The organism is Billgrantia bachuensis, assembly GCF_011742165.1.
GTDB classification, from domain to species: Bacteria; Pseudomonadota; Gammaproteobacteria; order Pseudomonadales; family Halomonadaceae; genus Halomonas; species Halomonas bachuensis.
Genome location: NZ_JAAQTO010000013.1, coordinates 112,799 through 126,860, shown reverse-complemented (window position 1 = coordinate 126,860; position 14,062 = coordinate 112,799). Strand labels below are relative to the sequence as shown.

Here is a 14,062-nt window from a genome sequence, read left to right as displayed (position 1 = left end):
TAACGATTCAATGTCAACCGAGGAGGACTGCGAGCATGTTCCTATCGGCACAGGATATCGAAGCCCTTGAGGGCGTGAGGAAAGTGCACTTCCTCAACACCAAGGCTGTGCGCATCAACAAGTCGCTGGGGGAGGCCGTGGGCACGACCCAGCTCGGGATCCACCAGATCAGCGTGCCTCCCGGCCATTTTTCGACCGAGTACCATTGCCATCGCTACGAGGAGGAGGCCATCTACGTCCTTTCGGGGCGTGGCATGGTGACACTGGGCGAGCAGAAACGGCCGATCGGCCCCGGCGACTTCATCGGCTGCCCCACTAACGGCGTGGCCCATGAGATGTACAACGATGGCGATGAACCATTGGTATGCCTGGTAGTAGGTCAGCGACTGGCCCAGGACGTATGCGACTACCCACGCCAGGGCAAGCGGCTATATCGCAACAGTGGCGAATGGAACCTGATCGACCACGCGGCCATTGAGTATATCCAGCGCTAGCTTCCCGGTAAGTAAGGGCTTACCGGGGCAGAATGCTTTCACTCGGAGCGAGAATCAGGATCGTGACGCTCGCGGCTATCGGCAGGCGCCTGTTCGCGTTCGTTCATGCCGTAGTCGCGCAGCACCGTGGCCACGCGCAGTCGGTAATCGTCGAAGACCACTTCGCGGCCCTGGGCCTGGGCGTTGCGATGGCGTTCGAGCTGGCGCCATTGAGCCACGGCTTGCTCGTCGCGCCAGAAGGAGAGCGAGAGGATCTTGCCCGGCTGGGTCAGGCTCTCGAAGCGTTCGATGGAGATGAAACCGTCGATCTCGTCGAGCAGTGGGCGCAGGCTGGCGGCGATGTCCAAGTACTGGTCGCGGCGGCCGGTTTTGGGGATGACTTCGAAGATAACGGCGATCATGGAGGCTCCAGGTTCAGGCAGAGTGGGTGGTGACTGTGTGGGACGAGCCAAACAGTGGAATTCGGGCATTGAGCGATTCCCGGTAAGATACCCCGCTGGCCAGCGCCTCGGGCGAGACGCCTAAGTGCAGAAGCTGTGCTACTCCTGCCTCGGCGATGCCAAGCGCAAGCGCTTCGCCGGGGCAAGCGTGATGCCCCTGGCCGAAGGTAAAGCAGTGCTGAAGTCGTTCCGTGTCGAAGCGCTCGGGTGCGGTATAGCGGGCAGGGTCTCGGTTGGCGGCGGCCAGCACCATCAGGATCGTGTCACCTGCACGCATCGGTTGGCCGGCGATCAGCCCGTCGTGGCCGGCGAAGCGTCGAGTATTCTGAATCGGTGCATCATGGCGTAGGACTTCCCGCAGCACGGCACTCAGAAGCCGCGGCTCGGCAGTGACGTGCTGAAGAAGTTGCGGCTCTCGCCCCAGCGCTACCAATGTATTGCCGATCAGTCCCGCCGTGGCATCGTAGGCCTGCAACAGGAAGCCGATGGCGTTGGCCGTTATTGCTGTGCTGTCGATGCCCTGCGCTACGGCCCGGGAAGCGAGCGGCCCCAAGAGGCTTGGCCTGGCAAAGGTCGGAACTTCGAGGAGCCGCCTTGTTGCGGCTTGCAGCGCTTGCGCAGCGCGCTGGCCACGCTCCAACTGGGCGGGCGTGGCGCCGGGTGCGATGCAACGGGCCAGGTCTCCGGTCCAGCGCGCCAGGACCGGCCACCGATCGGATGGAAAGCCCAGCAGGGCGGCGACGGTATAGGCGGGCAGGCGCAGGGTGAATTCGGTAACCCCGACGGGTTCGAGGGGGAGAGGGGTGATTTCCTCAAGTAGATAGGCCGTGCAGGCCCTGCTCCGATCCGCTATGGCGCTTCGTTCGAGTGAGGCGAACGTCGTCGAGACGGCTTGCTTGAGCGGGCAGTGCGATGCGCCGTCGGTCATTCTTACCAGGCTACCGAAGAGATCGCCCACCGGCGTACCCAGCAGAGCCGAGGGCACCGGTTCGTCGACGGGTCGTACGCGGCAATCGCGATGTTCCAGTATGGCGCTAACGGCCTCGGCAGACGTAGCTACCCACATGTTCAGCTCGTTATCCCGGTAAAAAGGCCTTTGCTCCACCAGCATGGCGTAATAAGGATAAGGGTCGTGATGCGTGGCGGCCATCAACGGGTTGGCTGGTGTCGTCATAGAGGCTCCGGGCCGTTGTCTAGTCGCTCAATTGTGTTCCGTTGGCCTATGCTTGTCAGACGTAAATAGTTCGGTGGAGAGCTAACTATGGTTGAGCCGGACCTGCCTCGCCTTGCCCGCACCATTGGCGAGCCGACTCGGATGGGCATGCTGGCATTGCTGATGGAGGGGCGGGCATTGACCGCCAAGGAGCTTGCCTACGGCTGTGGCGTGCAGCCGGGCACGGCGACGGAGCATCTCAAGCGACTGCAACGCGATGCACTGATTACCTCGACATCGCAAGGGCGGCACAAGTACTACCGGCTGGCGACAGCCGAGGTGGCGCATGCCGTCGAGGCGCTGATGGTAGTGGCCAAGCCGACGAAGGTTGTGCCGCCATGCAGGAAGCCGACGGGTGCCATGGGGACTGCGCGATTTTGCTACGACCACTTGGCGGGTGAGTTGGGCACGCGCATGACGACGGTACTTCTCGAGAGGAAGTTCTTGAAAATAAATGGCGAAGCCATGAACGTGACGGAGCGTGGCCAGGCTTGGTTTGCCGACTTCGGCATCGATATTGCCTCCCTGCGCAAGCGCCGCCGGCGCTTTGCTTATCCCTGCCTCGACTGGAGCGAACGACGCGATCATCTCGGCGGTGCGCTGGGCGCTGCCATGACCGAGCGCATGCTGGAACTCGGATGGATCGATCGGCAGAGGCACTCGCGAATAGTGAGTATCAGTGAGCTGGGGCGTCAGGCACTGGCACGCGAGTTCGATCTCGTGATCGCCTCTTCGGAGGAGTAATCAAGCGGTCGCAATCTCATCGTAGCCGCGATTCAGGAACTGCACGAAGCAAAAGCCGTGTCCGAAGGGGTCGGCCATCAGCGCGAGCTTGCCCCAGCCAGCGGTGACGGTGGGTTGTTCCTGGGTGGCGCCGGCCGCGATGGCTCTCTCCACCGCGGCTTCGATATCCACCACCACCACATCCAGATGCACCGGCGTCCAGTGGCGCGTGTAGTGGCGCTGTGCACCGGGTACAGCTCCTGCGGCTGCGTAAGCCGACGATCCGGAGTCCTTGGCCAACAGGTATATGGGCGCCGGACCGCCGACCAACTCGACACCCTCCTGGCCGAAGCGACGCCCGACCTCAAGGCTGAAAGCCTGGACGTAGAAGTCGATGCCGCGCTCGAGATCGTCCACGTCCAGGTTGACGAGAAAATCCATGCTGTCCTCCTGCCGAATGGCCAGGCCGAATCTGACGATTGTCAGTGGCAAAGCGCTACCCGGTAAGTAAGTGCTTACCGGGGCGCTGGTCCAATGCCTGAAAGGTAGCAGGGTGCTGGGGGACTGCTCAAAGGAGGCGGTGCCGTGAGGCACCGCTTCCTGGCAATCAGGTGCGATTGATGGAGACCCCGCCATCGACCAGCATCGCCGTGCCGGTGACGAAGCTGGCATCGTCGCAAGCCAGATAGAGCGCCGCTCTGGCGATCTCTTCCGGCGTTGCCATGCGCTTGAGCGCGTGCAGGTTCTCGACGAAGGCCAGGACTTCCGGCCCGGCGTCCGGGGCGTTGGTGATGCTGGCGGGCGTATCGGTGCCTCCCGGCAGCAGCGCGTTGGCGCGTATGCCGTTGGGTCCCAGCTCCGCAGCGAGGCACTTCATCATGCCCAGGATGCCGGCCTTGCTTGCGGCATAGGCCGCCATGCCGGGCATGCCGACGGTGTGGCCGACGAAGCTGGAGGTGAACAGCAGGCTGCCGCCGCCTCGCTGCAGCAGCGCGGGTATCTGGTGTTTGGCGCCCAGAAAGGCGCCGTTCAGGTTGGTATGGATGACATCGTGCCAATCGCTCGATGCCATGTCCTGCAGTGGCCCCATCGGCCCGACGACACCGGCATTGTTGAAGGCGATATCGAGCCCTCCGAAGCGCTCCAGGGCGGTCGCGACAAGGCGTTGCGACAAGCGCTCGTCGCATACGTCTCCGGCGATGGCAACGGCGGTGCCGCCGTCACGAGCGATGGCTTCGACCAGAGCATCGAGTTCGTCCTGGCGACGGGCGTTCACGATCACCTTGGCGCCCTCGCTGGCGAACAGTCGAGCGGTGGCATGACCGATTCCTGAGCTGGCTCCGGTGACGATGGCGATCTTTCCGGCAAGTCGGTTCATAGCGTTTTTCTCCTTGGGTGGGCATGGGAACATTGGCGATCCCATGCTTACCTTGCCGGTCTCGTGGTAAGCCCTCACTCCGCTTCTTGCCGTCAAAAAACTGGCGGCTCGGCGATGCTATGCTGCGGAAGTAGCGATAGAGGCTGGCTCACTTTGAAAGCAAGGGACGGAGTGTGCCAGGCGGGTCCAGAGCTCATCCTGAACTCACGGAATACGCCGAACCCACAGCGGAGGCCCGCCATGAGCGATACATTCAACCATCCGTTTACCACCTTCGATTCCGATGAGGCGAAATGGGCAGCGGTATTGGCCCGCGATGCCGCAGCGGACGACGCTTTCGTTTATGCGGTGCGTACCACCGGGATCTTTTGTCGCCCAACCTGCGCATCACGCCGGCCACGCCGTGAGAATGCCGAATTCCATGCCGATGCAGCTTCAGCCGAACGGGCCGGCTACCGGCCGTGCCAGCGCTGTCGTCCCAAGGAGTTACCATTGGCACAGCGGCAGGCCCAGAGCGTTGCCAGGGCGTGCCGTCTCATCGAGACGGCCGACGAGCTCCCCTCGCTCGACGAATTGGCACAAGCCGCGGGACTGAGCCGCTTCCACTTTCATCGCGTCTTTAAATCGGTCACGGGGCTGACGCCAAAGGCCTACGCGGTCGCTTGTCGGGCAGGTCGTGTACGCCAGGCGTTGGTGCAACAAGAAACCGTCACCGAGGCGATCTATGAGGCAGGCTTCAATTCCAGCGGGCGCTTCTATGCCGGTTCCGATCGCATGCTCGGCATGACGCCGCAACGTTACCGTTCGGGAGGAAAGGGCATGGAGATTCGCTTCGCCCTGGGAGAATGCTCGCTGGGCAACATTCTAGTTGCGACCAGCGAAAAGGGTATTTGTGCCATTTCCCTGGGCAGCGACCCGGAGCAATTGCTGCAGGAGTTCCAGGATCGTTTCGCCAATGCCAACCTGATCCCCGGGGGAAAGGATTTCGATACCTGGGTGGCCAAAGTGGTGGGCTTCGTCGAGGCGCCTGGCGTCGGGTTGACGCTGCCGCTGGACATTCGTGGTACCGCCTTTCAGCAGCGAGTCTGGCAAGCGCTGACCGAGATTCCTGTGGGCACCACGATCAGCTATGCCGAGTTGGCGCAGCGAATCGGCTCTCCCAAATCTGTGCGTGCCGTGGCCAGGGCCTGCGCTTCCAATACCATAGCGCTTGCCATTCCCTGCCACCGGGTCGTGCGCAGCGACGGGGCGCTCTCGGGCTACCGCTGGGGCGTGGAGAGAAAGCGGGCGCTGCTCGAGCGTGAGCGTCAGCGGGAAGCCAGTGAAGACAGGTCGGTAGATTCCAACGCCTCGGTGATCTCCGCTTGCGGGGTGCGCTCGAGGAAGGTCGACAGCACCACATAACTGCGCGTGGCCTTGACGCTCGGCAGGGCATAGAGCCTGGCAAGCAGGCCTTCCAGGGCGCGGCTGCTGGCGCAACGCACCTTGAGCAGCATGCAGGTGTCGCCGGCCACGGAGTGGATCTCCTCGACTTCGGGTAGCTCCGAGAGGGCGAGCAGTTCCTGGGTCTTGCCCCAGCCGGTGGAATCGACGTGGACGAAGGCGAGGAAGGGCTTGCCGGTGGTGGGGCCATCCAGTACCGCCACGGTGCCTCGGATGCGCCCGGTAGCGCGCAGTCGTTTCACTCGTTCATGCACGGCCGGCGCCGAGAGCCCGGCGCGGCTGCCCAGCTCGGCATAGCTGAGCCCGGCATCCACGGCCAGTTCGCCTAATATTTTTCGGTCGAAGGCGTCCAAGGGGCGGGCCTCCTGGCACTTGTTCTGAACGGCTTCTGTTTTTTCTGGGTTCGGCATTGTTGCGATTGCTCCGAATGACATTCCTTTCTTCAATGATAGTGTCGAACTACATTTGGAGCGAGCCGTGATTACTCGTCATCTTCTTCTGTTGACCGCTGCCATTGCCGTGATCGGTGCCAATTCGCTGGCGCTGAGCCCCATTGCGGCTGCGGTAGCAGGGGCATTCCCGGGCCGTAGCGCTGCCGATGTGATGACGGCGACGGCCCTTTATGGCCTGGCCACGGCAGGCAGTGCGCTGTTGCTGGCTTCGATGTCCGACCGTATCGGTGCCGAGCATGCGCTGGGGCGGGCATTGTTGATGCTGACCGTGTCGCTGGGCTTCGCCGCTCTCTCTCCCGCGCTCTGGGTGTTGATTGCCGCTCAGGCGCTTGCCGGCCTCGCGGCGGGCGTGGCGCTGCCGGCGATTTATACCCTCACCGCCCAGGTGGCGGCCAAGGGGCGCGAGAGCGAAACCCTGAGCTTCGTGCTGGTCGGGTGGACGTTGAGCCTGGTCGTCGGGGTTGGTCTCGCGGCGCTGTTGGCCGACCTGCTGCACTGGCGCGCGGTCTTCTCGGTACTGGCTCTGGCCGCCGCGGGACTGGCATTGGGAATATCGCGCTGCCGCGACTGGGGAACGAGAGCGGGCGGTGAAGAACCGAGCTCCTGCCTCAAGGCCTTGCGTATCCCCGGCATCCACGCGGTGCTGCTGAACGTCGCTGCCTACATGACCGCCTTTTATGGTTTGTATACTTACCTTGGCCCACATCTGGGTGAGGTCCTGCAGTTACCCACTACTTTCGCGGGGCTGGCCATCGCCGTCTATGGCCTGGGCTTCGGCGTTGCTGCCCCGCTGGGCCGGCTGGTCGACCGGTACGGCGCGACTGCCGCCGCCTGCGTCACCTTTGCCGGCTTGATGCTCGTCTATCTGGGAATGGCGGTGTCTGCAGCGCTTCCGCTGGCATTGCTGGCGCTCTGCCTGGGCTGGGGCGTGGGCAACCACCTGGGCTTGAACCTGCTCATGCGACAGCTTGCCGAGCTCGACCCCATGCAGCGCGGTGCCGTCATGGGGCTCTACAGTGCCATTACCTATCTGTGTGTCTTTGCCGGTGCGTTGCTCTACCGACCGATCTATACGCACTTCGGCTTTGCCGCTTGCGCCTGGGCCTCGGCAATGCTCGTACTGCCGGCCCTGGGTTGGGCGTTGGGGCAATGGCGCAGGAAACAGGCTGCATTGGAGTAGCGCGAACCGACTATGCTGGGCTACGTCTCCAAGGCTGTAGTGAAATAAACCACCATCCTGAGATGCCGATGCTCGTCCACCAGCAGCGTGGCGTGTTCGTACTCCCGCGGAATCGAGTCGGCGTCGAGAATAGTGCCGATGCCGTAGCGGTAGGCTTCATGATTGGGCTGCTCCCACCAGCGGCGAAAATCCGGCGATAGCTTGGCGAGCGCTTCGATCAGCTCCCGCATGGCCGGATCCTCGGGAGCGGCTGCCAGGTCGCAGCGGAACTGGGCGAGCAGGCGGGGGGCGTCCTGTCGCCAGTCGGGAAGGCGCCGACGCAGTGCCGGATCGGCAAACAACAGGCGCATCATGTTGCGCTCGCCGGGCTTTCTGTCGCTGAAGCCGAGCAGGGTGTCGGCAACGGCATTCCAGGCGATGACGTCCCAGCGCAGGTTCATCACGTAGGCGGGCCTCGGCATGTCGTCCATCAGCGTTTGTACCAGCGGCGGAATCGCCTGCCACTGATAGGCTTCCACCGGCGGCGGTCGGCGATGAGCGAGCAGGAACAAGTGGCAGCACTCGGCATCGTCGAGCTTGAGGGCCTTGGAGACCCTGAGCAGAAAGCTCTCCGAGACGTTGATGTCGCGCCCCTGCTCGAACCAGGTGTACCAGGTCAGCCCCACGCTGGCGAGGGTGGCGACTTCCTCACGGCGAAGCCCTGGGGTGCGCCGACGGCCGGTGCTGGGCAGGCCAACGTCGGCCGGCGTCAGCTTGTTGCGATGATGGACCAGGAAGTCGGTGAGTTCGCTGCGGGTTCTATCGAGGCTGCGTCCGGCCATGGCTGTGTTCCAGGTAGTACCGCTGGTAATAGGATAATTGGCTATATTGTAACCCTATTGAGGTGGGCCAAGACTACCATGCCAATCCATGGAGAACAGGAGGCATGGCATGGTTTCCCTCAATGAAGCGTCAGGTTCGCGGCTTACCCGGCAGCGTGCGGGTATCAAGGAGTGGGCGGGCCTGGCCGTGCTGGCACTGCCCACCGCGCTGCTCGGCCTCGACGTCACCATTCTCTATCTGGCGCTGCCCGCCCTGGCAGCGGATCTGCAGCCGAGCAGTACCCAGGCGCTGTGGATCATGGATGCCTACGGCTTCATGATCGCCGGCTTTCTCATCACCATGGGAACCTTGGGCGACCGCATCGGCCGTCGCCGGCTGCTGATGATCGGTGCCGTAGCCTTCGGCGTCACTTCGGTGATCGCTGCCTACTCCACCAGTGCCGCCATCCTGATTGGGGCCCGCGCGGTGCTTGGTGTGGCCGGCGCGACGCTGATGCCGTCGACCCTGGCATTAATCAGCAACATGTTCGGCGATGTGCGCCAGCGTGCGCTGGCCATTGGAATTTGGGCCACCATGTTTGCCTTGGGCATGGCGCTGGGGCCGGTAGTCGGCGGCGTGTTATTGGAGCGCTTCTGGTGGGGCTCGGCCTTCCTGGTAGCGGTGCCCGTGGTGACCGTGCTGTTGATTGCGGCTCCGCTATTGCTGCCGGAGTATCGCGCTTCTCGCAGTGGGCCGCTGGATTTCCTCAGCGTAGCGCTCTCGCTGGCAGCCGTGCTGCCGGCGGTCTATGGCGTGAAGGAGATCGCCAAGGCGGGGCTCGAACCGGTGGCGGTGGTGGCCCTGGCGTTGGGGGCGCTACTGGCGGTCGTGTTCGTGCGGCGCCAGAAACGTCTGACCGACCCGCTGCTCGACATGCGGCTATTTGCCAGCCGCACCTTCAGCGCCGCTCTGGTCGTGCTGCTGTTTGGTCTGGTCGGCGTTTCCGGCGTGATGCTGCTGGTGACTCAGTACCTGCAACTGGTGGCGGGGCTCACACCCCTGGCGGCGGGGTTCTGGATGGGGCCGCCGGCGCTGATGATGGTGCTGGCGGGTATCGTGGCGCCGTTGCTCGCTCGTCGCATTCGTCCCGGTTACGTCGTGGGCGCCGCGCTAACGCTCTCGACGCTGGGCTACGGGCTGCTGGCCATCGTCGAAGTGAACGCCAGCGGGGTGGGAATGGCGATAGCCGGGTTCTCATTGGTCTATCTCGGCCTGGGTACCATCGCCGCGCTGGGCACGGATCTGGTGGTGGGGGCTGCTCCGGCCGATAAGGCTGGTTCGGCTTCGGCCATGTCGGAGATGGTGCAGGAGCTTGGCGTTGCGCTGGGCGTGGCGCTATTGGGCAGTCTGACGACCTTCGTTTATCGCGCGCGGATGAACGATGTCGTCTCCAACGACCTCCCGTTCGATCTTGCCGATGTCGTGGAAGAGGGATTATGGGGCACGACTTCCGCCGTGGATCGCTTGCCGGCGGAAATCGTGCTGGAGGCCCAAAGGGCCTTTACCGCGGGTCTCAATGTCACCGGTGTCATCGGCGGCATCGGGATTCTTGTCCTGGCCGTAGTGGCCGTCGTTTTCCTCCGGCACGTGCGCGCGCTCGATGAGACCATCGCCAGCGAAACCGTGGAAGGGTGCGGCTCTTGCCCGGCAGCCTAGACGAGCGTCTCGAACAGGCCCTCGTAGGCAACGACCCAGAGTTCATCGTCGACATCCAAGTCGGCCTCGAAGCCCTGGGCGATGCCCAGGTCAGTGTAGCGCCAACGGTTTTTGCCGAGGGCCGTATAGCGTTGGCGGGATGGCTGCAGTTGAAGGGAGGGCAGGTCCACGTAGAGCGTCGTGAGTTCGCCTGAACCCTGGAACCGGCGCATGGCCAGCGTGTTGCAGAACGGCGTCGCCGACAGGTCGATTTCCTCGCATTCCGCGAGATCGGGACGTAGCCGGCCATTCACCCGCCAGCCCTCGTCGCTGCGCTCGACCAGCAGGGTCTCGATTGTCGGGCTGGCTAGGTGCAGCTCCAGGCGTTGGGTGCGCCAGTCGCGGTCGAGTTGCCATAGATAGGACAAGCCGAATGCCTCGGCACCCGCGTGCACGACCGTGGACAGAGCCAGGAAGCCTTCGTCGTCTGGTTGGACGTGCAGGACCTCCAGGCCCGGCTCGTCCAGTCGACGCCACTTGCGGGTGATCGAAAGCGCTGACATGACGGTACCTCCTCCTTGCCTTCCAACGGATCGCATGGGCCTCGACCCCGGCCTACAGTCGTATCACCGCAGCCGCTCCCTCCAGCCTCGGTGGCCAGGGCCGAGCGGCGCTCATACCGGAGGGGGATTGCGCTCGGCGAACTGGCCGTTCCAGTAAGGGTAGTAGGGATAGGGCGGCGTCACGCGGCTGGCTTCATCGAGCCGCCTTGCCTGCTCCTCGTCGAGTCGCCATCCGGCGGTTCCCAGGTTGTCTCGCAGTTGAGTCTCGTTGCGTGCGCCGATCAATACGCTGGATACGGTGGGGCGCCCGAGTAGCCAGTTGAGGGCGATCTGGGGAATCGACTTGCCTGTCTCCTCGGCGATTCCATCGAGCACATCGACGATCCGAAACAGGCGCTCGTCGTCCACCGGCGGCGCGAAGCCGGCGGTTTCATGTAATCGACTATGCTCGGAAAGCGCCTGGCCGCGTCGAATATTGCCGGTCAGGCGCCCCCAGCCGAGTGGGCTCCAGACGATTGCCCCCAGGCCTTGATCCTGCCCCAGCGGCATCAGCTCCCACTCGTAGTCGCGCCCGACCAGCGAATAGTAGGCCTGGTTGGCGACGAAGCGGGAATAGCCGTAGCGTTCGGCCACCGCCTGGGACTTCATGATCTGCCAGCCGGAGAAGTTCGAGACGCCGAGATAGCGCACCTTGCCGGCGCGCACCAGTTCGTCCAGTGTCGCCATCACGCTCTCCACGGGCGTCATGGCATCGAAGTGATGCAGCTGCAGGATATCGATATGGTCGGTATCGAGCCGCTTCAGCGCCTGGTCCGTCGCCTTGAGCAGATGGTGGCGAGAGGCACCGACGTCATTCGGCTCGTCGCCCATGCGCAGCGTCAACTTGGTGGAGAGAACGACGCGATCGCGCCGACCCTTGATGGCGGCCCCGAGAATCGACTCGGAAGCTCCGTCGGAGTAGACGTCGGCGGTATCGAAAAGATTGACTCCGGCATCGAGGCAGATGTCGATGAGGCGGGCCGCCTCCTTGACGTCGGTGCTGCCCCAGGCGCTGAACAGCGGACCCTTGCCGCCGAAGGTTCCCGCGCCCAGCCCGAGTGACGAGACCTTGAAGCCGGACTGGCCAAGAAAGCGATACTCCATGGTTTCAACTCCTGTCTGCTGGAAGGTAGGCGGAGCATAGGACGTTGCGCTTTCAAGATAAGCAGGCTAAAACGACAAGGTCTTTCAATAAAGAATTGAAAATGAGTCGAATCGACGACCTCTCGCTGTTCCTGCGAATTCTCGACCTGGGATCGATCAGCGAAGCGGCGCGCAGCCTGGGTCTCTCCGCGGCCGTCGCCAGCCAGCGCTTGAAACGCCTCGAGCGGGAGCTCGGGGTGCGTCTACTGCAGCGCACCACCCGGCAACTACGGCCGACGCCGGAGGGACGCAGCCTGGCCGAACAGGGGCGGGCTGCAGTGGAGGATCTCGAGGCGCTGACGAGCGGGCTGCACCGGTCGACGCGCGAGGTGGCGGGCACCCTGCGCCTGACCTTGCCGCCCACGTTTGGCCGCCTCTATGTGTCACCGCTGCTGTCCCGTTTTTTGAGTCGCTATCCCAGGCTGAGGCTCGATCTAGACCTGTCCGACCAACGCCGGGCCATCGTGGGCTCGGGATTCGACCTGGCCATTCGCATCGGCTCGCTTGCCGACTCCAGCCTGGTGGCGCGCCGGCTGGCCACGAATCGTCGCGTGCTATGCGCTTCGCCCGCGTATCTGAAGCGCCACGGCACCCCACGCGTACCCGAAGAGCTGACCCGGCACGAATGCCTGCTACTGACCGATGGGGAGGGGGAGCCTGGTCACTGGCGCCTTTGTGGTGCCAGCGGAGAGAGCGTGGAGGTCAAGGTGGACGGGCGTATCCGCAGCAGTCAGGGCGAACTCCTGCGGGATGCCGCGGTAGCGGGGTTGGGTATCGTGCAGCACTCCATCTGGCATGTGTGCGACGACCTGCGAGCCGGCCGGCTGCAGCGGATTCTTCCGGACCACATGCCACCCGAGACGGGCATCCACGCGGTCATGCCACAGCGCCGCCTGGTGCCACCCAGGGTACGCGCCTTCATCGACTTTCTCGTCGAACAATGGGAGCCGGTTCCGCCGTGGGAGCGTCACACGAATGCCGTCAAGAGCTAGCCAGGCCGCTCCAGGCGTTAGGCTTCGTGTGAGGCGCCAGTGAGCGCTTCCCAGCCCGACATTGCACAGTCAGAGATGGCCAGCAGGGTCTCGCGCGAAGCGCCGTCACGGGCCTGAATCGACATGCCGTGCTGCACGGTGGCGAAGTAGCTGGCCAAGGCGCGACAGTCCGTCGAGGCGGGTAGCTCGCCTTCCTCGACGGCACGCTTCAGGCGGCGCTCCAACAGGCAGCCGTTTGCCTGGCGGTGGACCTTCAAGGCATCACAGACCTGCGCATTGGCGCCCTGCATCTGCGGGGCGGCAAGCACGATCATGCAGCCGCGAGGCGTATCGCCACGAGTGAATGCCTCGGCCGTGGCGCGCAGCACGTGGGCGATGGCGGCGCGTGCCGTCGGCGCCGTTTCCACCTGCTCCCAGATACCGCTGCCTTCCGTCTGGACGTAGAGCGCCACGGCTTCACGGAACAGTGCCTCCTTGCTGCCGAAGGTGGCGTAGAGGCTGGGGGCGTTGATGCCCATGGCCCGGGTCAGATCGGCGAGCGAGGCGTTGTCGTAGCCCTGGGTCCAGAACACTTCCATGGCCTGGCGCAGGGCCTCTTCCCTGTCGAAGCCGCGGGGTCTACCGCGCTGGGGCATGTCGAACTCCTTTTTTGTATCGATAACTACAAAATAACTTGACAGCGATGTGCATGTCTAGCCAATCTGTTTTTGTATCAATCACTATATAAATCGCATGAACGGAGGCGAGACATGCAGCGACTCAGCGGAAAGGTAGTCTTGATCACCGGTGGCAGCCGTGGCATTGGTGCTGCCATTGCCCGGCGCCTGGCGGCGGAAGGTGCAAAAGTTGCAGTAACCTATGTCAACGGCGAAGCCCGGGCGCAATCGGTGGTGGACGGGGTCGTGTCGGCGGGTGGTCGCGCTATGGCCATTCGCGCCGACAACCGTGACGACGCGGCGCTCGAGGCCGCCGTTGAACGCACGGTGGCCGAGTGGGGAGGGCTCGATATCCTGATCAACAACGCAGGCATTTTCCCGACCGGGACGATCGAAGAAGCGACGCTGGAAGAGCTGGATCGCACCATCGCGATCAACCTGCGCGCGCCGGTGGTGGCTGCCATGGCGGCGGTGGGGCATATGCCGGAGGGCGGGCGCATCATCACCATCGGCAGTAACCTTGCCGTTCGGGTGCCCTGGCCAGGTATCAGCCTGTATGCCATGAGCAAGGCGGGCCTGGTGGGGCTGACCAAGGGGATGGCGCGGGACCTAGGGCCCCGCGGCATCAACGTCAACATCGTGCACCCAGGCTCTACCGATACCGATATGAACCCCGCCGACGGCGAACTCTCCGACCCCCAGCGTAGCTTGATGGCCATCCCTCGATATAACGAGGCCGACGACGTAGCCGGCCTGGTGGCCTGGCTGGCCGGCCCCGAGGGGCGTTCGGTGACTGGCGCCGAGTTCACCATCGACGGCGGTGCCAATATCTAAGAGTTCGTCGGGCCCC

General features: G+C 63.8%; 16 protein-coding genes. 7 read left to right on the top strand and 9 right to left on the bottom strand.

Annotated elements, in window-relative coordinates; all coding sequences use genetic code 11:
- Window positions 1-35 precede the first annotated feature (35 nt).
- Window positions 36-494, top strand: a complete 459-nt coding sequence (locus HBJ55_RS05240; protein ID WP_167111745.1) for a cupin domain-containing protein — start codon at window positions 36-38, stop codon at window positions 492-494.
- A 38-nt stretch (window positions 495-532) separates the two neighbouring features.
- Here the strand turns inward: HBJ55_RS05240 and HBJ55_RS05235 are convergent, their stop codons facing one another.
- Window positions 533-895: an antibiotic biosynthesis monooxygenase family protein gene (locus HBJ55_RS05235; RefSeq protein WP_167111743.1), complete on the bottom strand. Its 363-nt coding sequence runs from the start codon at window positions 893-895 to the stop codon at window positions 533-535.
- 13 nt (window positions 896-908) lie between these two features.
- Window positions 909-2,108, bottom strand: a complete 1,200-nt coding sequence (locus tag HBJ55_RS05230) for a cytochrome P450 (RefSeq protein ID WP_167111741.1) — start codon at window positions 2,106-2,108, stop codon at window positions 909-911.
- Between the two features lie 87 nt (window positions 2,109-2,195).
- Here HBJ55_RS05230 and HBJ55_RS05225 point away from each other — a divergent pair, with 87 nt between their 5' ends.
- Complete coding sequence (locus tag HBJ55_RS05225) at window positions 2,196-2,891, top strand: ArsR/SmtB family transcription factor (protein ID WP_167111739.1); 696 nt, start codon at window positions 2,196-2,198, stop codon at window positions 2,889-2,891.
- On the opposite strand, the gene HBJ55_RS05220 is transcribed toward HBJ55_RS05225, so the two are convergent.
- A complete protein-coding gene (locus HBJ55_RS05220) occupies window positions 2,892-3,311 on the bottom strand; it encodes a VOC family protein (RefSeq protein ID WP_167111737.1) in 420 nt (139 codons plus the stop codon). It abuts the gene before it with no gap.
- Window positions 3,312-3,477: 166 nt separating this feature from the next.
- Entirely contained in the window at window positions 3,478-4,248 is a 771-nt protein-coding gene (locus HBJ55_RS05215; RefSeq protein ID WP_167111735.1) for an SDR family oxidoreductase, read from the bottom strand.
- A gap of 240 nt (window positions 4,249-4,488) precedes the next feature.
- Here HBJ55_RS05215 and ada point away from each other — a divergent pair, with 240 nt between their 5' ends.
- Window positions 4,489-5,652: a bifunctional DNA-binding transcriptional regulator/O6-methylguanine-DNA methyltransferase Ada gene (gene ada / locus HBJ55_RS05210; protein WP_167111733.1), complete on the top strand. Its 1,164-nt coding sequence runs from the start codon at window positions 4,489-4,491 to the stop codon at window positions 5,650-5,652.
- On the opposite strand, the gene HBJ55_RS05205 is transcribed toward ada, so the two are convergent.
- Window positions 5,556-6,044, bottom strand: coding sequence for an Lrp/AsnC family transcriptional regulator (locus tag HBJ55_RS05205; protein ID WP_240935980.1), 489 nt, complete (start codon window positions 6,042-6,044; stop codon window positions 5,556-5,558). The genes ada and HBJ55_RS05205 overlap by 97 nt on opposite strands.
- A gap of 124 nt (window positions 6,045-6,168) precedes the next feature.
- On the opposite strand from HBJ55_RS05205, the gene HBJ55_RS05200 reads away from it, so the two are divergent.
- On the top strand, window positions 6,169-7,323 hold the full coding sequence (locus tag HBJ55_RS05200) for an MFS transporter (RefSeq protein WP_338071969.1): 1,155 nt from the start codon (window positions 6,169-6,171) through the stop codon (window positions 7,321-7,323).
- Between the two features lie 20 nt (window positions 7,324-7,343).
- Here HBJ55_RS05200 and HBJ55_RS05195 read toward each other — a convergent pair whose 3' ends face one another.
- A complete protein-coding gene (locus HBJ55_RS05195; RefSeq protein WP_167111725.1) occupies window positions 7,344-8,144 on the bottom strand; it encodes a helix-turn-helix transcriptional regulator in 801 nt (266 codons plus the stop codon).
- 109 nt (window positions 8,145-8,253) lie between these two features.
- Here HBJ55_RS05195 and HBJ55_RS05190 point away from each other — a divergent pair, with 109 nt between their 5' ends.
- The gene (locus HBJ55_RS05190; protein ID WP_167111723.1) at window positions 8,254-9,840 is read left to right on the top strand and encodes an MFS transporter; all 1,587 of its coding nucleotides are present in this window, start codon (window positions 8,254-8,256) and stop codon (window positions 9,838-9,840) included.
- Here the strand turns inward: HBJ55_RS05190 and HBJ55_RS05185 are convergent.
- Both HBJ55_RS05185 and HBJ55_RS05180 read right to left on the bottom strand, forming a co-directional pair.
- Window positions 9,837-10,382, bottom strand: coding sequence for a putative glycolipid-binding domain-containing protein (locus HBJ55_RS05185; protein ID WP_167111721.1), 546 nt, complete (start codon window positions 10,380-10,382; stop codon window positions 9,837-9,839). The genes HBJ55_RS05190 and HBJ55_RS05185 overlap by 4 nt on opposite strands.
- A gap of 111 nt (window positions 10,383-10,493) precedes the next feature.
- Entirely contained in the window at window positions 10,494-11,525 is a 1,032-nt protein-coding gene (locus HBJ55_RS05180) for an aldo/keto reductase (RefSeq protein ID WP_167111719.1), read from the bottom strand.
- A 101-nt stretch (window positions 11,526-11,626) separates the two neighbouring features.
- On the opposite strand from HBJ55_RS05180, the gene HBJ55_RS05175 reads away from it, so the two are divergent.
- The gene (locus HBJ55_RS05175; protein ID WP_167111717.1) at window positions 11,627-12,556 is read left to right on the top strand and encodes a LysR family transcriptional regulator; all 930 of its coding nucleotides are present in this window, start codon (window positions 11,627-11,629) and stop codon (window positions 12,554-12,556) included.
- Between the two features lie 17 nt (window positions 12,557-12,573).
- Here the strand turns inward: HBJ55_RS05175 and HBJ55_RS05170 are convergent, their stop codons facing one another.
- Window positions 12,574-13,191, bottom strand: a complete 618-nt coding sequence (locus HBJ55_RS05170) for a TetR/AcrR family transcriptional regulator (protein WP_167111715.1) — start codon at window positions 13,189-13,191, stop codon at window positions 12,574-12,576.
- 114 nt (window positions 13,192-13,305) lie between these two features.
- On the opposite strand from HBJ55_RS05170, the gene HBJ55_RS05165 reads away from it, so the two are divergent.
- Window positions 13,306-14,046: an SDR family NAD(P)-dependent oxidoreductase gene (locus HBJ55_RS05165; RefSeq protein ID WP_167111714.1), complete on the top strand. Its 741-nt coding sequence runs from the start codon at window positions 13,306-13,308 to the stop codon at window positions 14,044-14,046.
- The last annotated feature ends 16 nt before the right edge of the window (window positions 14,047-14,062 follow it).